Origin of the sequence: Tessaracoccus caeni, from assembly GCF_029211185.1 — a bacterium.
GTDB classification, from domain to species: domain Bacteria; phylum Actinomycetota; class Actinomycetes; order Propionibacteriales; family Propionibacteriaceae; genus Arachnia; species Arachnia caeni.
Map to the genome: position 1 here is coordinate 65,193 of NZ_JARGDO010000009.1, position 22,546 is coordinate 87,738.

Here is a 22,546-nt window from a genome sequence, read left to right on the forward strand (position 1 = left end):
GCAGGCATCGCGCCTGCCGGCGGGACTTTTTGTACTGGAGGAAGTGGCAGGATCGGGGGAGGAGGTGCCATGGACACACACGCCGACGGCGACGTCACCGGGGGCACGACGCGAGGGTGGGCTCGCGTCCTCGTCCCAGCCTTGATCCTGCTGGTCTGGCTCGTCGGAGCAGGGCTGGGCGGGCCCAAGTTCGGCCAGGTGGACGAGGTGTCGTCCAACGACCCGACCGCCTACCTGCCGAGTTCCGCCGACGCCACCACCGTGCACAAGGCGCAGTCCCGGTTCACCGACTCCGACGCGATTCCCGCCATCGTCGTTTTCGCGGCCACTCGGGAACTCGGCGACGACGATCTGGCCGCGCTCGCCGAGGCCCTCGACGACGCGCAGTCCGTCGACGGTGTGGCGGAGGGTTCCTCGCCGGTCCTCCCATCGGAGGACGGGATGGCCGCTCAGGTCTTCGTGCCCATCGACGCCGACTCCGATGTCGCCGACGTGGTGGTCCATCTGGGCGCGGCCCTTCGCGCCGCCGCACCCGACGGAGTGGACGTGTTCGTCACCGGGCCCGCGGGTTTCTCGGCCGACCTTGTGGAGGCCTTCGGTGGCATCGACGGCATCCTGTTGGGCGTCGCGTTGGCTGCGGTGTTCGTGATCCTGATCGTCGTCTATCGCTCGCTGCTGCTGCCCCTGGTGGTGCTGTCGACCAGCGTTTTCGCGCTCTGCGTCGCGCTGCTCACCGTGTGGTGGCTGGCCAAGGCCGGGGTTCTCCTGCTCAGCGGGCAGACCCAGGGCATCCTGTTCATCCTGGTGATCGGCGCCGCCACCGACTACTCGCTGCTGCTCGTCGCCCGATTCCGCGAGGAGCTGCGCCTGACGAGCAACCGCAGCGCGGCCCTGTGGACCGCCCTCAAGGGATGCGTCGAGCCCATCACCGCCTCCGGTGGCACCGTGATCGCTGGCCTGCTGTGCCTCCTGCTGAGCGATCTGAAGTCGAACAGCGGGCTCGGACCGGTGGCTGCGATCGGGATCCTTTTCGCCATGGTCGCTGCGCTCACCTTCTTGCCTGCGGCGCTGGCGCTGCTCGGCCGGGCGGCCTTCTGGCCCCGGATCCCGCGCTTCGATCCGGACGCCGACGCGCACCGCGACCAGGTGCTCACCACCGGTCTATGGGCGCGAGTGGCCCGGTTCGTCGCCGCGCATCCGCGGCCCGTGTGGATCGTCACCACGCTCGTCATGCTGGCCGGCAGCCTGGGCGTGCTGCAGCTCCAGGCGACGGGCGTGGCCCGTTCCGATCTGGTGCTGGGCGCCTCTGAGGCCAGAGACGGCCAGGCGGCGCTGGGCACCCACTTCCCGGGAGGTTCGGGCAGCCCGGCCCTCGTGCTCGCCCCGGAGGCGTCGCTCCAAGAACTCGCCGACGCGCTGCTCGCGCACGACGGCGTCGCTTCCGTTTCCGTCGTCTCGGCCGACTCGCCCAGCGGCAGCGCGCCCGTCACGGAGGAGGGCGTCATGGCCTTCGGTCCGCCGGGCACGCCCGTTCCGGAGCCCACCGTCGTCGACGGTCAGGTGCTGCTGCAGGCGACGCTGAGCGACGCCCCAGATTCGGCCGACGCGGAGGCTGCTGTCCGGGCGCTGCGGGACGAGCTGCCCGACGGCGTCCTGGTGGGAGGCGTGACCGCCACCGCCATCGACACCAACGACGCCTCGATCCACGACCGCAATCTGATCATCCCCGTCGTGCTGGCCGTGATCCTTGTGATCCTGATGGTGCTGCTGCGCAGCGTGCTGGCGCCGGTGCTGCTGATCCTCACCACCGTCGTCTCCTTCGGCACCGCGATGGGCGTGGCGGCGCTGGTGTTCAACCACGTCCTGGGTTTTCCGGGCGCCGATCCCGCCGTGCCGCTCTACGGCTTCGTCTTCCTGGTGGCGCTCGGCATCGACTACAACATCTTCCTGATGACACGAGTCCGGGAGGAGTCGCTGACGCGCGGCACCCGAGATGGCATGATCCGTGGCCTGACCATCACGGGCGGGGTGATCACCTCGGCCGGCCTGGTGCTGGCCGCCACTTTCGCTGCGCTCTCGGTGATCCCGATCCTGTTCCTGGTGCAGCTGGCCTTCATCGTCGCCTTCGGCGTGCTGCTGGACACCTTCGTGGTGCGCACCTTGCTCGTCCCGGCCCTCGCTCTGGACATTGAGGACCGAGTCTGGTGGCCGTCGCGTCTGGCCCGCGGCGTCCCACGCCACGCGCTGCCCTCCGAACGCTAGGTCGCCCGAGGTCTGGCGGCGTTGTTTAGCGCCGGGTGCTCCTGGGTATGTGGATGGTGACGGCCTATCCGTTGAGAGAAGGAGAACAAGATGAGTGCCGAGAACCAGTGTCCGGTGTGCGCGATGGAGGTCAATCCCCACCTCGCGCTTTCGGAGCCCTATGACGGGCAGTCCTACTACTTCTGTTCCGAGGGCTGCCGCGAGCAGTTCCTGAAGGATCCCAAGACCTACGTCGGCGAGTAGATCTTCGTCGATCCCCGCGGTCCACATGCCGAGCCGGCAGGGCGTCCCCCAAGCCCTGCCGGCTCTTTCCTCTCCTGTGGGCGAGCGGCGAGCCATTGCCAATGGCCTTGTCTTGTGGCAGCGTGGAGGTAGCCGAAGCGGTCAAACCACGTGCCGACTTTGCTGTGTTCCCGGGAGGGGGCCGTCATGGCACGTGGGCATGCGACGACAATCACGGACGAGGAGCGCGAGAAGCGCACCGCACAACTCTTTCATCGACTCGCGTCTTCGGGCGGATCCGCAGAGAAGCGGCGTCTGGCCAACCGGATCGCGGAACTCAATCTCCCGCTGTGCGACGCGCTGGCCAACAGATATGCAGGCCGAGGCTGCGATCGGGAGGATCTCGTTCAGGTGGCCCGGCTGGCGCTGATGGGCGCCATCGAAAGATTCCGTCCAGAGGCGGAGACGTCCTTCGTGGGATTCGCCGTCCCCACGATCACCGGCGAGCTGAAACGTCACTTCCGCGACAACGCCTGGATGGTGCGCCCGCCCCGCGCCGTCCAGGAGCTGCGGCCGCGCGTCCTCGCGACGCAGCAACGGCTGGCCCAGGAGCACGGCCGGGAGCCGACCCTCGACGACGTCGCCGCCTTTTTGGACGAGACACCGGAGGCGATCCGGGAGTGCCTCAAAGCCTCCGGTGCGTTCCACCTCGTCTCGCTGGATCGGCCCGCTCAACCGGACTCCGGCGTCCGTCTGGCCGACACCGTGCCCGACGATGGCGACGACATCGCAGTTCTGCTCGATCGCCTCGACCTACGCCGGGCGGTCCGCACGCTGCCTTCCCCCGAGCGTCGCCTGTTGCGGTGGCGGTTCGAGGACGGGATGAGCCAGTCCCAGATCGCGGAACGGCTCGGAGTGTCCCAGATGCAGGTGTCCAGGATCCTGCGCGCGCTCCTCGGCCGGCTCCGCCTCCTGCTGACTCCCGACGCCGCCTGCGCAGCGTAGTGCCGCGCGGCAATCCCCGGATCGATGTTTCGGGCGTCGATGTGTGGGTAGTGGGAGGAAGTCCAAGGAAAGGAACTCACCATGGCTCTCGTGTTGTGGATCATCGCCGCGGTCCTCGTGGTCGGCGGCATTCTGGCGCTCATCCGGAAGCAGATCCTGTGGGGCATCGTGCTGATCGTCGTCGGATTGATGGTCGGCCCGGGAGGCGTCAGCATCTTCACCTGACGGATGCGAAAAGGCGCTATGCGTCCTCGGGATCCAGGCCGCTCTCGATCACCCTGGTGGCCAGTTCCCTGAGCTTCAGGTTGCGACGTTGGCTCGCCTGACGTAGTCGCTCGAAGGCAGCCGGCGGCACCAGCCTGTGCCGCTCGACGAGAACCCCGGTCGCCTGCCCGATGAGGCGATGGCTCTGGACCGCCACCTGGAGATGAGCCTCCCGATCGGAGGCCTGGTGGATGGCGAGGATTCGTTGCAGGGCTGCGGCGAGGCCGGCGGCCAGCAGGTCCGCCGCGACCATCTCGTCGACGGTGATGCGACGCGGGCGTGGGAACTGCACCCAGGCCCGGCACTCCATGTCGGGCGTCGGCGGGAGGAGCAAGATGCCCGGCCGGAGGCTGACCGCGTCGGGGCTGGGTTGGCCGTCCAAGCCGACCCTCACGGGAAGCGGTAGCGAGTCGGCGGTCTCGATGCTCCAGTCGCCGAACCATCGCTGGTTCTCGCCGTCGCCCAGGCGGATGGTGCAGTCGCCGTCGAAAAGCAGCTCGAAGCCGTACTCGGCGATCTTGAGCAGGGTGCTCAGCTCGTCGACCGTGGCGAAGCTCCGTGCCACATGGGCCGCCGCCGCGCGGCGCTCCGTCGCCTCGTGCAGACGGGTGATGTCGCGCAGTACGCGCAGATGCGTGGTGCCGAGGGAGCCGTGATGGATGCTGGCGCCGGACGAGCGAACCCAGACGCGGCTGCGGTCGCGTCGATAGAGCACCAGCTCGCTGTCGCTATGGGCGGGGGAGAGGTGCGCGTCGTGGTGATGGCGGACCTCCGCGAGCCCCTCGGGGTCTTCCTCCTCCGACGGCCACCACGGGTAAGGCGGACGGTAGGGGCCATCGGCCGGCTGATAGCCGAGGAGGTCGATGAACGCCTGGTTCATCTCGATGACGGTGCCTTCGGCGTCGAAGAGAAAAACGCCGTCCTGAATGCACTCGACGACGGCGCGCCGCCAGTCCGCGTCGATCAGGTGGATCCTGGCTTCTTCCTCGGCGGAGAGGGGCGGGTTGGTCGGCGGGAGTGCGAACTGTTCCGAGTTCATCGCGCGACACGATGCGGTGCGGAGCGGTCAAGGACGAGACGATGATGCATGGCGAGGATCTCCTGCGTGCCGGTGGTAGGCAATATAGCCGGGTCCGGGTGTCGCGCCTCGTCGGATACGCTGAATCGACGTTGTCGGTCGCGGGAACGAGGAAATGGATGTCGGTTACCGAGTTGTCGGCGAGCGCTCAGAACTACCTCAAGGTGGTGTGGAGCCTCTCGGAGTGGTCGGACGCGCCCGTGACCCCCAGCCTGATCGCGGAGAAGAGCGGGGTGAAGCTGTCCTCCGTCTCCGACGCCGTGCGCCGGCTCACCACGCAGGGCCTGATGGAGCACACGCCTTATGGCGCGGTGACGCTCACCGAGCGCGGGCGCGGGTACGCCGTCGCGATGGTGCGCCGGCACCGGCTGATCGAGACCTTCCTCGTCGAGACCCTCGGCTACGGCTGGGAGCAGGTGCACGACGAGGCCGAGGCGTTGGAGCACGCCGTCTCCGACTTCATGGTGGAGCGGATCGACGAGTTCCTCGGTTTCCCCACCAGGGATCCCCATGGCGACCCGATCCCGGCCGCCGACGGCTCGGTCCCGCACCTGGTGGCTGAGCCGTTGGCGTACGCGCACGCCGGTCAGTCGGTGGTGGTGGAGCGGATCGCCGACGACGACCCCGCCCTGCTGCAGTTCTTCGTGGGCCACGGCATCGTCGTCGGGGCGCGCCTCGAGGTGACCGACGGCCCGCCGTATTCCGACGCGGTGCAGGTGCGCGTCGAGGACGCCGGCGAGCCCGTCACGCTGGGGCGGGCGCCGATGGCCGCGCTGTTCGTGTCAGGCGACACGACGCGCTGAACGTCGGCGGACGCGCTGGGCGAGGACTCCGTGGCGCGGACCGAAGAGGTACGCCCCCGCGAAGACGACCCCCTGGGCGAGCACGATCATGGCACCGGACGCGGTGTCCAGGTAGTAGCTGAGATAGAGGCCGGTCACGGCGCAGACGCTCGCCAACGACGGCGCGATCACCAGCATGCGGGGGAACCGGTCGGTGAGCAGGTAGGCGGTCGAGCCGGGGATGATGAGCATCGCCACCACCAGGATCACGCCCACGGCCTGCAGCGCGACCACCGACGTGAGCGCGAGCAGCCCGAGCAGCATGGCACTCAACAGGCGCGGGTTGAGACCGATCGCGTGCGCGTGGGTGGGGTCGAAGGCGAAGAGGGTGAAGTCGCGCCGTTTGGCGATCAGCACGACGAAGGTGAGGGCGCCCAGAATGGCCACCTGCACGAGCTCGGCGCTTGATACGCCCAGCAGGTTGCCGAAGATGATGTGGCTGAGGTCGGTCTGGGACGGGATCACCGAGATCAGCACCAGGCCGAGAGCGAAGAGGGTGGTGAAGACGATGCCGATCGCGGCGTCCTCCTTGACCCGGCTGGTGTCGCGCACCACGCCGATCAGGGCCACCGCGAGGAAGCCGAAGACGGCGGCCCCCAGCGCGAAGGGCAGCCCGGCCACGTACGCGAGCACCACGCCAGGCAGCACGGCGTGCGACACCGCGTCGCCCATCAACGACCAGCCGATCAGCACCAGCCAGCACGACAGCACGGCGCACACGATCGAGGAGACCAGCGCCGTGGCCAGCGCCCGCGTCATGAACTCGTAGCTCAAAGGATCCAGCAGGATGTCGATCATGCCGCGTCTCCCTCGGCCAGTACGTCGAAGCCGAACGCGTGCGCCAGGTTCTCCGGCCGCAGCACATCCCGGGGTGGGCCGTGCATGAGAACCCGGCGCATCAGCAGGACCGCGTCATCGGCCAGGTCGGGCAGGGCGTGGAGATCGTGGGTGGAGATCAAGACGGTGTGGCCGTCGTCGGCCAGCTCCCGCAACAGGCGAGTGATCGTGGCCTCGGAGGCCTTGTCGACCCCGGCGAAGGGCTCGTCGAGCAGCAGCGTCGCCGCCCCCTGGGCGATGCCGCGCGCGACGAATGCCCGCTTGCGTTGACCGCCGGAGAGCTGGCCGATCTGGCGCCGGGCGTAGTCGTTCAGGCCGACCCTTTCGAGGGCGGCGTCGACGGCCTCGCGGTCGGCCGGCCGAGGGCGGCGCGTGAACCCCATGTGGCCATAGCGGCCCATCATCACCACGTCGCGCACCGAGATCGGGAAGCTCCAGTCGACGTCCTCGCGCTGAGGCACATACCCGACGCGGCCCGTGCGTCGCGCGCAACCGGGCTGGTCGCCGTCGATCAGCACGTCGCCCTGGTCGGGGCGCAGCATGCCCATGATCGTCTTGAAGAGGGTCGACTTGCCCGAGCCGTTCATGCCGATGAGGCCGCAGACGCGGCCCCGCTCGATGCTCAGGGTCGCGCCGTCCAGCGCGAGGACGTCGCCGTAGCGGACTGTGACGTCGCGGACGTCGATCGCGGGGATCATCTCACTGCGTCCCTCCGGTGAGGCCGCCGACGATCACCTCGGTGTCGTGACGGATCAGGTCGAGATAGGTCGGCACGGGGCCGTCGGCCTCGGAGAGGGAATCGACGTAGAGGGTTCCGCCGAACGCGGTGCCCGTGGCCGCGACCACCTGCTGCATGGGCTTGTCGGACACGGTCGACTCGCAGAACACGGCGGGCACCTCGTTGTCCTCGACGAACTCGATGGTGGCGGCGATCTGCTGGGGCGTCGCCTGCTGCTCGGCGTTGACCGCCCAGATGTAGCGCTCCGTCAGGCCCGCGTCCCTGGCGAGGTAGGAGAAGGCTCCCTCGCAGGTGACCAGCGCCCGCTGCTGCTCGGGCAGCACGCTGAGCGCGTCGACCAGGTCGTCATGCACCGCCTCGAGCTGGTCCTTGTAGGCCGCCGCGTTCGCCGCGAAGTCGTCGGCATGCGCGGGGTCCAGCTCGCTGAACGCCTTCGCCATGTTGTCGACGTAGACGCCCACGTTGAGCGGGCTCATCCAGGCATGCGGATTCGGCAGACCGCGGTAGGCGTCCTCGGCGATGTCGATCACGTCGACGCCGTCGCTGACGACGTGATGGGGTACGTCGAGGTCGGCGACGAAGCGCTCGAACCAGAGCTCGAGGTTCAGCCCGTTGTCCAGGATCAGGTCGGCGTCGGCCGCGCGGCGGATGTCGCTGGGAGTCGGCTCGTAGTGGTGGATCTCGGCGCCGGGCTTGGTGAGCGACTCGACCCGGAGATGGTCCCCGGCGACGTTGCTCGCGACATCGGCCAGCACGGTGAAGGTGGTCAGCACGACGGGTGTGCCGGTGTCCTCCGGAGTCTCGTCCGGGTTTTCGGTGCAGGCTGCGAGGCTCAGAGCACAGAGCAGCGCGACTCCCGCTGCGCCGATGCGACGACGATATTCGTTGAACCTTAATCGAAAGTTCGTCATGCCTAACATCATAGTCCCCATTGCACTTCTATGCTGGGCGGATGCCTGATGTCGCCACCCCGCTCATCGCGTGGTACCGCGAGCATGCCCGGGATCTGCCGTGGCGGCGGCCGGGGTTCGGCGCGTGGGGAGTGCTGGTCAGCGAGTTCATGCTCCAGCAGACCCCGGTGACTCGGGTGATTCCGATGCTGGAGGCGTGGCTGGAGCGGTGGCCCACGCCCACGGCGCTCGCCGGCGCCACGCCCGCCGAGGTGGTTCACCAGTGGGCCAATCTCGGCTATCCGCGCCGGGCGCTCTGGCTGCGGCAGGCGGCAGAAGTGATCCGCGACCGGCACGACGGCGTGGTGCCGCGAGAGGTCGACGCCCTGCTGGCGCTGCCTGGGATCGGCGACTACACCGCGCGGGCCGTGGCCGTCTTCGCCTACGGTGACCGGCACCCCGTCGTCGATACGAACACCCGGAGGGTGCTGGCGCGCGTTCTCGACGGGCGCTCCCAGCCGGGACCGCCGTCGAAGCGAGACCTCGTCGCGATGGAAGGTGTGCTGCCCGCGGAGGTCTCTGACGCGGCGCTGGTCAACGCCGCCACCATGGAGCTGGGGGCGACGGTGTGCCTGGCCCGGGTGCCCCGCTGCGAGATCTGCCCCGTGACGAGCCTCTGCGCGTGGCGTGCGGCCGGCTATCCGGATACGGGCGATGCCCGTCGGAAGCAGGCGACGTACGAGGGCAGCGACCGCCAGGCCAGGGGCGCGGTGCTGCGGGCGCTGCGTGAGATCGATGGCCATGCGCTGCCGGTCGACGACGTGCACCCGGACTGGCCCGACCCGCTCCAGCGTGAGCGGGCGCTCGCCACGCTGCTCGCCGACGGCTTGGTCGAGCTCACCGACGGGATGCTGAGACTCCCGGGCGCCGGGATGCTTCCTTAGATCAAGCCCAGATCGCGGAAGGCTTGGACGACGCCTTCGCCTGTGGGGCCGGGGATGACGTGCTGCGCGGCGGCCAGCACCTCGACGGGTGCGCCGTCCACCGCGATGCCGATGCCGGCGTAGCCGATCATCTCCAGATCGTTCATCCCGTCGCCGATGGCGATGATGTCGGCGCGGTTGAGGCCCAGATGCTGCTCGACGGTAGCGATGCCGAGCGACTTGTCCACGCCCAGCAGGTACAGCTCGCCGGCATGGCCGCTGCGTCCGGTGACCGAGTTGGGCAGTGCGCCGATCTCGGAGCCGATGAGTTCGGCGATCGTGGTCACCTCGATCGGGGAACTCATGATCGAGACCTTGCTGAACGACGCGTCGCTGAGATCCTCGCGCGCCTCCACGGCGCTCAGTAGGCCCTCGCCGAGAACCTCGCCGCGGTCCAGCAGCGGCTCGAAGAATGCCCGCAGGCGATCCGCGGATGCCGGCGAGGTGAGAAGACGATCTGGTGATTCCAGGATGAAGGTCGCGTCGTGCTCGACGAGCAGAGCGGCGGTCTTGGCGGCCAGGTCTGAGGGGTAGCGCACGTCAGCCAGGACTTGGCCGTCGAGTTCGACGTAACCGCCGGCCGCGCAGACCAGCCCGTCGAAGAAGGAATGCAGGAAGCGGCGGGGAACCATGGTCTTGGCGCGTCCGGTGCAGAGGAATACGCGATGGCCGGCGTCGCGAGCCTGGTGCACCGCCTCGATGTGGGCGGGCGGAACCTGGCCGTAGTCGGCGAAGGTGCCGTCGAAGTCGATGAAGATGCTCTTAGTCATTGGTTCTTGGACGTTACCAGACCATCAGCGGTTGCTCCGAGTGCCGACCAGTCGGGCCCTCCTTATCGCTGCCCGGTGCCTTACGTAGACTGGGTCGCGATGACGACGGCCGCGTACACCAGATCGCGCCCCGGCCAAGGGGCGCTTCTGCTGCTGCCTGCGCTGCTCCTGCTGATCATGGGCCTGCTCGGGATGCACGTTCTTGGCCTGCACGGCACGCCCGCCGCTCAGGCGGGAGCGGTGCCGGCTGTGGTGGATGTGATCGCGCACGACGCGACGTCCAGCGTCGCGGACGCCGTCGTCGGCCATTCGCACGACGATCACCGCCACGATCAGGATGGAGCGGCCGAGCACCTGCACGCCGCGGTGGCGTGCGTCTTCCTGTTGTTCCTTGCGATGGTGGGGATCCTGCCGCCGCGCCTGCTGAGGCTCTGGGCTCCTGGCCTCGTTCGCGAAAGGGCGACGAGGCTCAGGCCGGTCGCGGTGACGCCCCGTCCGCCTTCCCTTCACGCTCTCTGCATCAGTCGCACCTGAGGTGCCCGCTGGGGGACGACGCGGCCCGCGTCCGTCACCCACCGGATGTCTGCACCGACCGGGCGGACAGATACCTCAGGAACTGACCAGGAGAACACCCCATGAAAATCCGTATCGCGGCCCTCGCCGCACTCACCCTCACTGCTGGACTCGTCCTGTCCGGCTGCGCCGGCAACGATCCTGCGCCGACCAACAGCCCTAGCCAGAGCCCCAGCCCGTCGGTCTCCGCCGATGCTTCGGAGGCTAATGACGCCGACAAGATGTTCGCCGCCATGATGATCCCGCACCACGAGCAGGCCATCGAGATGTCCGACGTGCTGCTGGCCAAGGACGGCGTCGACGAGAAGGTCGCCACCCTCGCTGAGGAGATCAAGGCGGCGCAAGGCCCCGAGATCGAGCAGCTCCAGGGCTGGCTGGAGGCCTGGGGCGTCGATACCTCCCACATCGACATGGGTCACATGGGCCATGGCGACGGCATGATGACCGAGGACGACATGGCCGCTCTTGAGGCCGCGCCCGGCGACGAGGCGTCGCGGTTGTTCCTCGAGCAGATGATCGTGCACCACGAGGGTGCCGTCGAGATGGCCGAGACCGAGGTGAAGCAAGGGGCCGACGCCGATGCCGTCGCGTTGGCGCAGCGGATCATCGACGCGCAGACCGCCGAGATCACGCTGATGCGCGAGCTTCTCGGCCAGCCGGGCGACACCGTCGACGAGGCGACTGGCGCGATCCTCGCGGCCCATGGCCTGGACGGACTCGACGCCCGCGGCATCATCGAGAAGCTCGACACCATGCCGCTGGCCGAGCGCCCCACCGACCTGATGGCGTCGATCAGGCCCACTGGCCTGGTGCTGGCCGACGACGAGCAGCGCGAGGCCACGGTGCCGATGCCGGAGGACGAGCTCTACGTCTCCTTCGCGCCGTACGTGAGCCAGACCCACGACTGCTGGTTCCACAGCCTCACCACCTGCACCGGCGAGCTGCGGGGTGCCGACGTGAAGGTCACCGTCACCGACGCTGCGGGGACGACCATCCTGGACGAGGCGTCGACCACCTACGACAACGGCTTCCTCGGCGTCTGGCTGCCGCGCGACATCGACGGCACCCTGACCGTCGAACACGACGGCAAGGTGGCCACGTCGCCGATCTCCACGAAGGGCGACGAGGCCGCCACCTGCGTCACGACGCTGCCGCTGGCGTAGCGCCCGTTCCGATTCATGCGACCGGGGTCTCGGCTCAGCGGAGCAGTTGTTCCGCGAGGAGTTCGAGGCCCCGGAGCCTGGCCGGCCAGGAGTCGATGGGGTCGGTCTCGCGGGCGCCCTGCACGGGGTGCACCATGATCTCGTCGACGTCGAAACGCGCGGCGGTCTCGCGAAGCTGGTCGGCCACCTGGGACGGATCGCCGATGGCCCAGCTCTCGACGATGGGTGCGACCATCTCGCGCAGGTCGTCGCTCAGGGCCGAGCGCACGTCGCGGCCGACGAAGCGCCCCTTCTCCAGCGCGCCTCCGGTGCGGAGCCTGGCCATGGCCAACATGTGCGGTTCGGCCAGCGCCCAGGCCTCTGCCTCGTTGTCGGCCACGGAGACGTTCACGCTGACGAAGGTGCGGGGCGTCGTGTCGCCCTGGCTGCGGAAGCCGCTGCGATACAGCGCCAGCGCACGTTCGGTGCCGATGCCCGAGAAGTGGTGGGCGAACACGTAGGGCAGCCCGAGCTGGGCGGCGAGTTCGGCCGAGTAGTCGCTGGAGCCGAGCAGCCAGATCTGCGGCGGATGCTGCACGTCGGGAGCCGGGCGCAGCCGGTAGGTGCGACCCAGCGGAAGCTGGAAGACGGCGCCGTCGCTGCTGAGCAGCGCTTGGATCTCCTCGACGTGCTGGGGGAAGTCGCGCACAGGGTCGGCGGCGCGACCGGAAGAGTCGACGTAGTGCCCGCCGGAAAGCTGCCCGCGGATGGCCGCTGAGGTGAGCTGGTCGGTGCCGGGTGCGCGCCCGATGCCCAGGTCGATCCGGTCGCCGTAGACGGCCGCCAGCAGCGCGAACTGCTCGGCGATGGCCAGCGCGGAGTGGTTGGGCAGCATCACGCCGCCGGAACCCAGCCGGATCCGATGCGTGTTCTGCCCCAGGTACATCAGCTCGACGGCGGGCGTCGTCGAAGCCACCGACTCGGTGTTGTGGTGCTCGGCCACCCAATATCGGGTGTAGCCCAGCCGGTCAGCGGCCTCCGCCAACTCGCGGCTGGCCCGGAGGGCCTGGCTCGTCGTCTGTCCCTTGCGTACGCCGATCAGATCCAACACGGAGAGCTTCATCCAGCCAGATTAGCCCGCTGCACCAGGAGCCTTCGCCGCCTCGTCAGCCGCGCTGATACGCGCCCCGACCGCCCCGCCCGTCCCCGACCTCCGGACCCTGAACCCATTCCAGGAAAATCGGCCATTGGCCGATTTTGCGGTGTCTGGTGACGAGAATCGGCCACTGCCCACTCGTTCTGGCTTGGGTTCGTCGTGGGAGAATCGCGGGATGGGAGACGGCAGGAAGGGTGTGCGTTCGGCGCTGCGACGCGGCCGGTTCTGGGGTGCCGACTACTGGTGGATCGTTCGCGCCCTCGCCGACGGGGTGGTTCGGCGCGACGTGCCGCAGCGCTACCTGCGGGGTGATCGCAGTCCGGTGGTGATCATTCCCGGTGTGCTGGAGGAATGGACGGTGATGCGCCTGGTCGCCGACCGGTTGAGCGACGCCGGCCACCCGATCCACGTGCTGCCGGAGTTGCGTCGAAATACCGCGACGGTGGACGACGCGGCGGTGCTCGTCGAGGCGTATCTGGCGGCGCGAGACCTTGGCGACGCCGTGATCGTCGCGCACAGCAAGGGCGGGTTGATCGCCAAGCGCGTGCTGCTCGGAGCCGAGTCGTCGAGGGTGCGCCGCGTGGTGACCATCGCCACGCCGTTCTCCGGTTCCGTGCTGGCCCGGCTGATCCCGTCGCGCGTCGTGCGGTCCTTGGCGCCCGACGACGCCACCATTCTGGATCTGTCCGCCCATCCCGAGGTGAATCACAAGATCGTCTCGATCTGCCCGTCCTTCGACCCGCACATCCCCGGAGGGTCACACCTCGACGGCGCCACCAACATCCCCGTCGACGCCATGGGTCACTTCCGCGTCCTCGCCGATCCGCAGGTGCTGGAAGAGGTAGTCCTCCACGCTCTTTGAGGTGCTCGCTGGCGCCCGCACCTCAAAGAGCGGTGGACAGCCAGCGGATGATGTCGGCGACCGGGCCGGGGCGGGCGTGGCGGTAGCCGGTGCCGGCCCAGAGATGGAGCCGGTCAGCGTCGCCGGCGAGGGCGGCGGCCTGGCGCATGGGCCGGGTGAGGTGATGCACAGCGGGGTAGCTAACTGGGGCTGCGGCGTCGTGCCTGTCGATGAAGCCGTTGCGCAAGGCCCTCGCTGGACGGCCGGTGAAGGCCCTTGTCAAGACGGTATCGACGGCGTCAGACCGAGCGAGTGCCGCGCGGTGGGTGGCCGACGTGCCCGCCTCGTCGGCGAGCAGGAACAGTGTTCCGACGACGACCGCTTCGGCCCCGGCCTCCAGCAGCCGACGCACAGCCCGCGGCCCGTCCACCCCGCCAGCGGCGATGAGTGGCAGGTCCGCCACCTCCCGGATCAGCGCCACCAACTCGTGGGTCTCGATCGGCGCCGGAAGCGTCGTCGGGTCGTGCACCGCGCTGTGACCGCCGGCCGCAAACCCCTGGACGATCAGTCCGTCGACTCCGGCGCGCTGAGCCTCGACGGCCTCGCCGGCGGATGTCACGGTGGCGAGCACCACGGAGCCCGCTCCGCGCAAGGCTGCGATGTCCGCGGGATCTGGCAGACCGAAGGTCAGCGAGACCACCGGCACAGGCTCTGCCAGCAGCATCGCCAGCTTCTCCGACCAGCCATCTTCATCACGGGCGACGGGCTCGCCGAGCGGCGCTCCCAAGGCGTGCGCCTCGGCCGCGATCTCCTGGGCATATGCGCGCACAGCTCCGTGATCGACGCCCTCGTGCGATGGCACGAACAGGTTGACCCCGAACAGGGCTCCCGTTCCCCTGAGGGCCGCGATCTCGGCAGCCATCTGCTCCGCTGACTTGTATCCAGCGGCCAGGAACGGGAACCCGCCGGCTCGGGCCACGGCTTCGGCCAAGGCGACGGTGGTGGGGCCGCCTGCCATGGGCGCGGCCGCCAGCGGCAGGGCCGAGCCGAGCAGCGATCGAGATGGCATCGTGGGCTCCTTTCTCGCAACCGGCCGACGACCATGTCCGCCCATCCTCGCCGCGCCTGTCTCCGAAGGCAACCATCTCGGCAGCCCGAGAGAAGCACCGATCAATGAGGCCGCCGGGGGCAGCACGCCAGATCGACGATCGACGCCGCCCAGAGCCGCGACGAGCTACGGCAACCGGCTCGGCGCGTCATCGCTCGGAGCCCATCGTCAATATCTCCCTCGCGGACGGCGATAGGCTGCATCCGAAGCCGACAGCATCGAAGGAGAGCCGGCATGGAGGAACGGACCGAGGAATTCGTCGAGGTCGACACGACGGCCGGGCGTGTGCGCGGACGCTGGCGTCCGACGACGGGTGGTCGCGGTGAGCCTCGCTCCGCCGCTTTTCTCGGCATCCCCTTCGCGGAGGCTCCCGTCGGGGAACTCCGGTTCGCCGCTCCGGCTCCGAAGGCGCCTTGGGAAGGCATCCTCGATGCGCTCGACTTCGGCGCCACCGCCCAACGCGGCGACCCCGGCATCACGCTCATCCCCGAGCCCTCCATAGAGGGGGAGAGCACTCTCAACGTGAACGTCTTCACCCCGCGCCCCGAGCCGGCAGCTTCAGGCGAGGGGCTCCCGGTGATGGTGTGGATCCACGGCGGCGGCTACGTTGCCGGCTCGCCGGCCAGCCCGTGGTACGACGGGCGCAACTTCAACCGCGACGGCGTGGTCACCGTCACCGTCTCCTACCGCCTCGGCTTCGACGGCTTCGGCTGGATCGACGGTGTGCCGCAGAACCGCGGCGTGCGCGACTGGCTGCTTGCCCTGGAGTGGGTGCAGCGGAATATCGCGGCCTTCGGAGGTGATCCCGGACGGGTCACCATCGCCGGGCAGTCGGCCGGGGGTGGAGCCGTCCTGACGCTGCTCGGCATGGAGAAGGCGCAGCACCTGTTCCACGGTGTCTATGCCATCTCCGGTGCGGTCGCTGACCTCACTGAAACCCGCGCCCGAGCCTTCTCCCAGAAACTAGCGGAGGCGGCCGGCATCGCCCCCACCCGGGAGGGCTTCGCCTCGGTGCCGGAGGAGCGCCTCCTCGAACTGCAGCGGAAGGCCGCAGACCTCGGCGAGGAAGCCATTGCCGCCACCGTCGACGAAGGACTCCCACTTGGCCCCGTCATCGACGGCGACCTGATCCCGAGACCCACTTCGGAGTCGCTCAGGATGGGCGTCGGTGCGGACACACCGCTGGTCATCGGCGCCACCGGCGACGAGTTCACCATGGCGTTCACCGGAGCCGCGGAGCGGCTGCGCGACGTTCCGCAGGAGGCGCTGCTGGACGGCCTCGGCCTCCGCGGCAGCGCCCGGGAGCGATACCTGAGCGACAACGCTGACATCGCGGCCCTCGGGCCCCTCCGCCTCGCCGGACGCCTGCTCACCGACCGCATGTTCCGCGTCCCGCTGCGCGCCGTCGTCGCGGACCGCGGCCGGGCTCCCACCTGGGTGTATCGCTTCTCCTGGCCGTCAGCCACCTTCGGTTTCGCGGAGCACTGCGTCGACGTGCCGTTCTTCTTCGACTGCCTCGACGGCCCCGCGATCGAGCCCCTGGCCGGGCCTAATCCACCGCAGGAACTGGCCGATCAGGTGCACGCTGGCGCCGTCTCCTTCGTCGTCGCCGGCGATCCCGGCTGGACGCGACACGACGAGGCCACCCGCATCTCCCGCGTCTACGACCTCCCCACCCGCGACGAGGCCGACGCCTACGCCTCCGTCGACGCCCTGATCTGAGCCGGGAAGCATCCCGGGCCGAGCACATGCGTGCCGCGGCCGGCATGTGGTTCGGTGTCACCGACCAGCGCTGAGGTGCCGTTGGCTCCTGTTTTGATCCCGGAGTAATCTCCAGTGAGTTCGAATTCGAAGACTGGAGAGATACCCGTGCCACAGCTCATGATCGTCGTCGGCAGCGTCCGCGAGGGCCGAATCGGCCTGCCCATCGCCGAGTGGGTGAAGCGGGCTGCAGAGGCCGACGGGCGCTTCGACGTCGACTTCGCCGACCTCGCGGAGATCGCGCTGCCCCTCATGGACGAGCCCCACCACCCGCGGCTGCGCAAATACACCAAGCAGCACACCATCGACTGGAGCCGCCGCGCCGACGAGGCCGACGCCTTCGTGTTCGCCTTCCCCGAGTACAACCACAGCTACAGCACGGCCATCAAGAACGCGCTCGACTACCTGCACGAGGAGTGGAGCGGCAAGCCCGTCGGTTTCGTGAACTGGGGCGGCAACTCGGGCGGCACCCGCGCCCAGGTGTCGCTGCGCCCGGTGGTCAGCGCGCTGGGCATGGTGATGACCAGGGGCAACATCGAGATCAACTTCCCGCAGAAGCAGCTGGGCGACGACGGCCGCTTCGAGCCGAACGAGCAGCAGTCGAGCGTCCTGCAGCTCCAGTTCGACGAGCTGCTGCGTCTCCACGGAGCCCTAAGCCCGCTGCGCTGACCCGCCTCCGAATAGAATCACGACTACGCAGCCGCGTCCCTTCGTCGAGAACAGGGACTCGATCAAATCGGCGACAAGGAGGGGAGATGTTTGAGAACCGCAGTTGGGTCACCGCTGAGGAGATTGCTGCGGATGTCCGCGAGAACCTCGAGCGCGGTGACGAGAGCCCTGCTCTGCGGTTGCTGATCGACGGCGTCAACCGCCTACCGTTTGCCGCGCAAGACGGAAGCCTTGGCGAGGCGTTGTCCGAACCGGCCACCACAGGTGATCCGCGCTGGGATCTGCTTCTTGCCGGCAGCATCCGCTATCGACTCCACCAGATGTCTGAGATTGCGCCCGCCTGGACGGCCAAGGAACCCCTGGGTACGTTCTGGTGGCCCGTGAAGGCGGGTGGTGCGCGCGCTGTCTGCGATATGGCGAACACCCCTGCGGAGTTGAAGCGGCTTGGCGTCTTCATCTCTAGAAGGGACTTCGCGCAAGCATGAGTGACGGCGGACGCGACCTTGGTCGGGACGAGATCATCCAACTGCTCCGAGAGGTCGGTGGCCTTTTGGAGGCGAGGGGGCTCACCGCCTCGATTTATGTCGTCGGCGGCACGGCAATGGCGCTCACGTTGAATAGCCGTCGAGTCACGAGAGATGTGGATGCGGCCTTGCGGGATCACCCCGATGAGCTTCGGGAAGCGGCGGACCAGGTGGCTGCGGCGCATGGATTGGGGCGGGACTGGTTCAATTCTGCAGCGATTGCGTTCACCACGAACGAGGCTGACGTCGACGCCGGTGAACTCACTGTGCCAGGGTTGGACATATCAATCATCAGCCCGAAGCACTTGCTTGCGATGAAGATCCGGGCCAACCGAGGTAAAGACCTCGACGACCTCGTCTATCTCTTCAACTTCCTCGGGATCGAAGAACCCCAACAGGCTGCCGACATCACCAACGAGTTGTTCGATGACACGTATGTGGGGTGGTTCGATCCTGACGAGGCTCTTTATATCGCCGAGGATGTCTTCCGAAGCGCGGAAGCCCGAGGGTTGCCCATTGGTTCGGCGCGCATTGATGAGCAGGATCTCGGCCTCGCCGCAGAGGCTGGAGGCGGATGGTCTGAGGCGGCTCGGAACTATGTCAGAGCAACCGCAGATGACCAGCCAGCCAACGGGGCACCGCAGCAGTAGTGCCGCGCCGCTTCACGGCTTCAGCGCCAACGCCGCCGCACAGACGGTGTACGTCAGGTTCTGCTGGCGAGTGAGCCGAGCCTTCGCGCGAGTGGTTCCAGCGAAAACGGGAAACACCACGTTGCCGGAGCCTCGGCTCGACAACGTGCAAGGGGCCGCGCGGGAGGATTCCCGCGCGGCCCCTTTTCAGAAGCGAGCTGTCTACTCAGCCGACGATCGCGGCCAGGCGCTCGGTGACGCCCTGGGCGGCGAAGGGGATCGACAGCGGGCTGGCGGCGCTGAAGGCCTGGGTCAGGTCGTCGCCCGACTCCAGCCACACGACGCGCTTGTTCTTCACCACGTCGAGCGAGGCGAGCAGCGGGTCGGCCTCCATCTCGGCCAGGGTGTAGCCGATGGGGAAGAACACCGCCACGTCGGCGTTGAGAGCCGGAACCTGCTCGGCGGACAGGGCCGCGTAGAAGCCCGTGGGCTCCACCTCGAGAACCGGCGGGTTCTGCTCGAAGCCGAGCGAGGCCATCAGATCCCAGCGGAAGTCGCCGGCGATGTAGGCGCCGTACTGGTCGCCGAACTTGGTGCCGGTGACGGCCTTGACGCCCTTGAACTCGGGATGGGCCGCGGCCTGCTCCTCGATGACGGCGCCGACGGAGTCGATGACCGTCTGGCCCTGCTCGTCGGCGCCCAGCGCCTGAGCGACCTGCTTCACCTGGACGTCCCACGCGGTGCCGTAGTCGGCGGTGCCGGCCGGCGCGTAGACGGTGGGGGCGATCTCGCTCAGCTTGTTGAAGACGTCCTCATCGGCTGCGGCGCGGGTGTTGAGGATGACGTCGGGGTCGAGCGCGGCGATGGCCTCGTAGTCGTAGCCGTTGCCGGGCTGCTCGAACAGGGTGGGGGTGACGTCGCCGTACTCGGCGACGGCCCACGAGCCGACGCCCTTGTTGTCGGCGCCGAAGCCCAGCCAGTCCGAAGCGCCGACGGGCTGCACGCCCAGGGCCAGCGCCACCTCGGCGTCGGACCAGCCGAGCGCCACGACGGTCAGCTCGCCGTCTTCGGGGGCGGGGATCTCGACGGCGCCGTACAGGGTGTCGGCGACGGTGCTGCCGGTGGCGGCGGGCGCGTCGGCCGACGGGGAGGCGCTGGGCGAGCCGCTGGTGGTGGGAGCGGGCGACTCGGTGCCGGTGCCGTTACCGTTGCCGCAGGCGGTCAGAGCGAGGGCCGCGAGCGTGATGCCGGCGACGACGATGCGTGAACGACGCATGTGTTTCTCCTTGGTTCGTTGGGCGGGTCTGATGGATATTCCCGGGCGGTGAGGCCGGCCGGGGTCAGGCGACGACGGGCGCAGCCGGGACGATGAGGGGGGTGCCCGTCTCGGGGTCGGGGATGACGCTGGCGCGTACCCCGAACACCTCGTCGACGAGCGCCGCGGTGACAACCTCTGACGGGTTGCCTTGGGCGACGATGTGGCCGTCCTTCATGGCCACCAGGTTGGTGGCGTAGCGGGTGGCCTGGTTGAGGTCGTGCAGCACGGCCACCAGGGTGCGACCCTCTCGCTGCAGCGCGCTGCACAGATCGAGCACGTCGATCTGGTGCGAGATGTCCAGGTAGGTGGTGGGCTCGTCGAGCAGCAGCAGCGGGGTGTCCTGCGCGAGCGCCATGGCGATCCAGACGCGCTGACGCTGACCGCCGGAGAGCTCGTCGACGACGCGGGTGGTGAGGTCGGTCAGCCGGGTGCGCTCCAGCGCGGCTTGCACAGCCTCCTCGTCCTGTCGGCTCCAGCGCTTCAGCATGCTCTGGTGGGGGTGTCGGCCTCGGGTGACCAGGTCGATCACGGTGATGCCCTCGGGGGCGATCGACGTCTGGGGCAGCAGACCGATCTTGGTGGCCAGTTCCTTGGTGCGCACCGACGACACGTCGGCGCCGTCGAGCAGCACCGAGCCGGAGAACGGCTTGATCAGCCGTGCCAGCGAGCGCAGCAGCGTCGACTTGCCGCAGCCGTTGGGTCCGATGATGACGGTGAATGAGCCGGTGGGCACGTCGATGTCGAGCCCATGCACGATGGGGCGCTCGTCGTAGCCGGTGGTCAGATTGCGCGCCTGCAGGCGGGCGTCGGCGGTCACGGTCATCGGTTCCTCTTTCCTTGCGCGGCGAGCAGCCACACGAGATACGCGCCGCCGACGCACAGCGTCACGACGCCGACGGGGAGCTGGGTGGGCGCGAGGATGGTGCGCGCCACCATGTCGCTGGCCAGCAGGAGCAGACCGCCGAGCGCGGCGGACGGGATGATCCGCACGCCCGGGGTGCCGCAGAGCCGCATGGCCAGCTGGGGCGCGGCCAGCGCGACGAAGGCGATGGGCCCGGCCGAGGCGGTGACCACGGCCACCAGCGCGACGGCGATCAGCAGCATCCGCACGCGCACCCGGTCGGTGTTGACGCCGAGCCCGCGGCCGATGTCATCGCCCATCTCCATCATGCGCATGTCGGTCTCGCTGAGCATCAGCGCAGGTACCGCCACGACGACGGCGACGATCACCGGGATGGTGTGGCGCCAGGCGATGTCGATCAGCGAGCCGGAGCCCCAGCTGGCCGCCGAGATCGCGCTCTCCACGCGCATGGTGGTGAGCAGCCACGTGTTGAACGCGCCGAGGAACAGGCTGACACCGATGCCGACGACGATGATCCGCATGCCGGTGACGCCGCGCTGGTACGCGAACAGGTAGACGATGACGCCGGTGAGGATGCCGCCGCCCAGGGCGCCGAGCGACATGGCGAGCGAGCCACCGGCGCCGAACACCATCACCAGCAGCGCGCCGGTGTAGGCGCCCGCCGAGAAGCCGATGATGTCGGGGCTGCCGAGCGGGTTGCGGGTGATCGACTGGAACACGGAGCCGCCCACCGCCAGCGCGGCGCCGCCGAGCAGGGCGAAGACGGTGCGGGGCATGCGCCAGCCGAGCAGCGTGCGGGTGGTGCGATCGTCGGCGGTGCCCTGCAGCGCGGAGATCAGGTCGGCGACGCCGAGCCCTGCGCTGCCGAGCGTGAGCGACCACACGGCGCAGGCCAAGGCCGCGACGATGACGAGGGCCGTGACGATCACCGCGCGCAGCTCTATGCGGGAGCTGAAGCCCCCGGCGCGGAGCGGGACGATGGCGCTCGGCCAGACGAGACCGGTGCTGTTGCGGGCGTTCACAGACCCCTCGCCCCCTTCCGACGGGTGAGCGCGATGAGCACGGGCGCGCCGAGGAAGGCGGTGACCACACCGGCCGGCAGCTCGTTGGAGACGGCGATGCGGCCCACGATGTCGGCGGTCAACAGCAGGATCGGCGCCGCGAGCAGGCTCAGCGGGATGATCCAGCGCTGGTCGGGGCCGACGATGGAACGCAGCGCGTGCGGCACCATCAGGCCGACGAAGGCGATCGGCCCGGCGGCAGCCGTCGCGGCGCCGCAGAGCAGGGTGACCGCCACCACGCCGGCGAACTTGGTGATTCCCGGGCGGGAGCCAAGGGCCACGGCCGCGTCGTCGCCCAGCGCCAGCGCGTTGAGTGCGCGGGGCAGCGCGAGCGCGATCAGTACGCCCACCACGATGAACGGCAGCGTCGCCCACAGCGTGTCGAACTGGCGGTTCTGCAGCGAGCCTGCGCTCCAGAACCGGATCTTGTCGAACACCTCGGGACGGGTGAGCGTGATCGCGTAGCTGAAACCGGAGAGCACGGCACCCAGCGCGGTGCCGGTGAGCACCAGCTTGGTGGGCGTGCCGCCTGCCTGCCCCGTCGTGCCGATGCCGTAGACGATGAGCGACGCCACCAGCGCGCCCACCAGAGCGAAGATCACGTGGCCGGTGGACAGCGACGAGCTGAAGAAGGCCACCGCGGTGTAGGCGCCGGCGTTGACGCCGAGGATGCCCGGGTCAGCCAGCGGGTTGCGGGTGATTGCCTGGATGATCGCGCCGGAGAGTCCCAGCGCGATGCCGACGGTGATCGCGATCAGCGTGCGCGGCACGCGGAATTCGCGCACCAGCAGCGCGGTGGTGGAACCGTCATCGGCTTGTAGAACCCGCCACACGTCGGCGGGCGAGATGCCGCCGGAGCCGACGAATAGGCTGGTGAGGGCCAGTAACACGAGCACCGCGACGCCGATGGCCGCCACCGCGATACGGCGCCGCAGCATGGCGGTCACCGGCGGTGCGGCCGTCGGGGCGACGGTCGGCGTGGCAAGCGACATGGGTCTCCGGTTCGGTTC

At 69.0% G+C, this 22,546-nt stretch carries 24 protein-coding genes; 13 read left to right on the plus strand and 11 right to left on the minus strand.

Annotated elements, in window-relative coordinates:
* Positions 1-69: 69 nt before the first annotated feature.
* The 4 genes from P0D62_RS09675 (at position 70) to P0D62_RS09690 (ending at position 3,714) form a co-directional block, all read left to right on the plus strand.
* Entirely contained in the window at positions 70-2,262 is a 2,193-nt protein-coding gene (locus P0D62_RS09675) for an MMPL family transporter (protein ID WP_275702429.1), read from the plus strand.
* A gap of 90 nt (positions 2,263-2,352) precedes the next feature.
* Positions 2,353-2,505, plus strand: coding sequence for a YHS domain-containing protein (locus tag P0D62_RS09680; RefSeq protein ID WP_275702430.1), 153 nt, complete (start codon positions 2,353-2,355; stop codon positions 2,503-2,505).
* Between the two features lie 186 nt (positions 2,506-2,691).
* Complete coding sequence (locus P0D62_RS09685; RefSeq protein WP_275702431.1) at positions 2,692-3,489, plus strand: sigma-70 family RNA polymerase sigma factor; 798 nt, start codon at positions 2,692-2,694, stop codon at positions 3,487-3,489.
* Positions 3,490-3,570: 81 nt separating this feature from the next.
* Positions 3,571-3,714 carry a GPGG-motif small membrane protein gene (locus P0D62_RS09690; RefSeq protein ID WP_275702432.1) on the plus strand — a complete coding sequence of 48 codons (144 nt, stop codon included), beginning with the start codon at positions 3,571-3,573 and terminating at the stop codon, positions 3,712-3,714.
* 16 nt (positions 3,715-3,730) lie between these two features.
* Here P0D62_RS09690 and P0D62_RS09695 read toward each other — a convergent pair whose 3' ends face one another.
* Complete coding sequence (locus P0D62_RS09695; RefSeq protein ID WP_275702433.1) at positions 3,731-4,792, minus strand: ANTAR domain-containing protein; 1,062 nt, start codon at positions 4,790-4,792, stop codon at positions 3,731-3,733.
* Positions 4,793-4,950: 158 nt separating this feature from the next.
* Here P0D62_RS09695 and P0D62_RS09700 point away from each other — a divergent pair, with 158 nt between their 5' ends.
* Positions 4,951-5,634 (plus strand): metal-dependent transcriptional regulator, encoded by a 684-nt coding sequence (locus tag P0D62_RS09700; RefSeq protein ID WP_275702434.1) that lies wholly within the window; start codon positions 4,951-4,953, stop codon positions 5,632-5,634.
* On the opposite strand, the gene P0D62_RS09705 is transcribed toward P0D62_RS09700, so the two are convergent.
* The 3 genes from P0D62_RS09705 to P0D62_RS09715 are packed head-to-tail and all read right to left on the minus strand — an operon-like array spanning position 5,614 to position 8,160.
* The gene (locus tag P0D62_RS09705) at positions 5,614-6,471 is read right to left on the minus strand and encodes a metal ABC transporter permease (protein WP_275702435.1); all 858 of its coding nucleotides are present in this window, start codon (positions 6,469-6,471) and stop codon (positions 5,614-5,616) included. The two genes, P0D62_RS09700 and P0D62_RS09705, sit on opposite strands and share 21 nt — an antisense overlap.
* The gene (locus tag P0D62_RS09710) at positions 6,468-7,208 is read right to left on the minus strand and encodes a metal ABC transporter ATP-binding protein (RefSeq protein WP_275702436.1); all 741 of its coding nucleotides are present in this window, start codon (positions 7,206-7,208) and stop codon (positions 6,468-6,470) included. Before P0D62_RS09710 ends, P0D62_RS09705 begins: the two co-directional genes overlap by 4 nt.
* Before the next feature lies 1 nt (position 7,209).
* Positions 7,210-8,160, minus strand: coding sequence for a metal ABC transporter substrate-binding protein (locus P0D62_RS09715; protein WP_275702437.1), 951 nt, complete (start codon positions 8,158-8,160; stop codon positions 7,210-7,212).
* Positions 8,161-8,201: 41 nt separating this feature from the next.
* Between P0D62_RS09715 and P0D62_RS09720 the strand changes: the two genes are divergently transcribed.
* Entirely contained in the window at positions 8,202-9,083 is an 882-nt protein-coding gene (locus tag P0D62_RS09720) for an HhH-GPD family protein (protein ID WP_275702438.1), read from the plus strand.
* Here the strand turns inward: P0D62_RS09720 and P0D62_RS09725 are convergent.
* A complete protein-coding gene (locus tag P0D62_RS09725; protein ID WP_275702439.1) occupies positions 9,080-9,892 on the minus strand; it encodes an HAD hydrolase family protein in 813 nt (270 codons plus the stop codon). The genes P0D62_RS09720 and P0D62_RS09725 overlap by 4 nt on opposite strands.
* A gap of 99 nt (positions 9,893-9,991) precedes the next feature.
* Between P0D62_RS09725 and P0D62_RS09730 the strand changes: the two genes are divergently transcribed.
* Together P0D62_RS09730 and P0D62_RS09735 are read left to right on the plus strand one after the other, a co-directional pair.
* Entirely contained in the window at positions 9,992-10,426 is a 435-nt protein-coding gene (locus tag P0D62_RS09730) for a DUF6153 family protein (RefSeq protein WP_275702440.1), read from the plus strand.
* Between the two features lie 101 nt (positions 10,427-10,527).
* The gene (locus tag P0D62_RS09735; RefSeq protein WP_275702441.1) at positions 10,528-11,628 is read left to right on the plus strand and encodes a CueP family metal-binding protein; all 1,101 of its coding nucleotides are present in this window, start codon (positions 10,528-10,530) and stop codon (positions 11,626-11,628) included.
* Between the two features lie 34 nt (positions 11,629-11,662).
* On the opposite strand, the gene P0D62_RS09740 is transcribed toward P0D62_RS09735, so the two are convergent.
* Positions 11,663-12,730, minus strand: a complete 1,068-nt coding sequence (locus tag P0D62_RS09740) for an LLM class flavin-dependent oxidoreductase (protein ID WP_275702442.1) — start codon at positions 12,728-12,730, stop codon at positions 11,663-11,665.
* Positions 12,731-12,938: 208 nt separating this feature from the next.
* Between P0D62_RS09740 and P0D62_RS09745 the strand changes: the two genes are divergently transcribed.
* Complete coding sequence (locus P0D62_RS09745; RefSeq protein WP_275702443.1) at positions 12,939-13,625, plus strand: esterase/lipase family protein; 687 nt, start codon at positions 12,939-12,941, stop codon at positions 13,623-13,625.
* A 22-nt stretch (positions 13,626-13,647) separates the two neighbouring features.
* On the opposite strand, the gene P0D62_RS09750 is transcribed toward P0D62_RS09745, so the two are convergent.
* Positions 13,648-14,673 (minus strand): NAD(P)H-dependent flavin oxidoreductase, encoded by a 1,026-nt coding sequence (locus tag P0D62_RS09750; protein WP_275702444.1) that lies wholly within the window; start codon positions 14,671-14,673, stop codon positions 13,648-13,650.
* Positions 14,674-14,946: 273 nt separating this feature from the next.
* Between P0D62_RS09750 and P0D62_RS09755 the strand changes: the two genes are divergently transcribed.
* The 4 genes from P0D62_RS09755 (at position 14,947) to P0D62_RS09770 (ending at position 18,316) form a co-directional block, all read left to right on the plus strand.
* Positions 14,947-16,434 (plus strand): carboxylesterase/lipase family protein, encoded by a 1,488-nt coding sequence (locus P0D62_RS09755; RefSeq protein WP_275702445.1) that lies wholly within the window; start codon positions 14,947-14,949, stop codon positions 16,432-16,434.
* Positions 16,435-16,581: 147 nt separating this feature from the next.
* Complete coding sequence (locus tag P0D62_RS09760; protein ID WP_275702446.1) at positions 16,582-17,142, plus strand: NADPH-dependent FMN reductase; 561 nt, start codon at positions 16,582-16,584, stop codon at positions 17,140-17,142.
* Positions 17,143-17,228: 86 nt separating this feature from the next.
* Positions 17,229-17,627: a hypothetical protein gene (locus P0D62_RS09765; RefSeq protein ID WP_275702447.1), complete on the plus strand. Its 399-nt coding sequence runs from the start codon at positions 17,229-17,231 to the stop codon at positions 17,625-17,627.
* Positions 17,624-18,316: a DUF6036 family nucleotidyltransferase gene (locus P0D62_RS09770; protein WP_275702448.1), complete on the plus strand. Its 693-nt coding sequence runs from the start codon at positions 17,624-17,626 to the stop codon at positions 18,314-18,316. The genes P0D62_RS09765 and P0D62_RS09770 overlap by 4 nt, the downstream gene beginning before the upstream one ends.
* Before the next feature lie 205 nt (positions 18,317-18,521).
* Here the strand turns inward: P0D62_RS09770 and P0D62_RS09775 are convergent, their stop codons facing one another.
* The 4 genes from P0D62_RS09775 to P0D62_RS09790 form a co-directional block, all read right to left on the minus strand.
* Positions 18,522-19,571, minus strand: coding sequence for an ABC transporter substrate-binding protein (locus P0D62_RS09775; RefSeq protein WP_275702449.1), 1,050 nt, complete (start codon positions 19,569-19,571; stop codon positions 18,522-18,524).
* 64 nt (positions 19,572-19,635) lie between these two features.
* On the minus strand, positions 19,636-20,436 hold the full coding sequence (locus P0D62_RS09780) for an ABC transporter ATP-binding protein (RefSeq protein WP_275702450.1): 801 nt from the start codon (positions 20,434-20,436) through the stop codon (positions 19,636-19,638).
* Positions 20,433-21,497 (minus strand): FecCD family ABC transporter permease, encoded by a 1,065-nt coding sequence (locus P0D62_RS09785; protein WP_275702451.1) that lies wholly within the window; start codon positions 21,495-21,497, stop codon positions 20,433-20,435. Before P0D62_RS09785 ends, P0D62_RS09780 begins: the two co-directional genes overlap by 4 nt.
* On the minus strand, positions 21,494-22,528 hold the full coding sequence (locus tag P0D62_RS09790) for a FecCD family ABC transporter permease (RefSeq protein ID WP_275702452.1): 1,035 nt from the start codon (positions 22,526-22,528) through the stop codon (positions 21,494-21,496). Before P0D62_RS09790 ends, P0D62_RS09785 begins: the two co-directional genes overlap by 4 nt.
* Between the last annotated feature and the right edge of the window lie 18 nt (positions 22,529-22,546).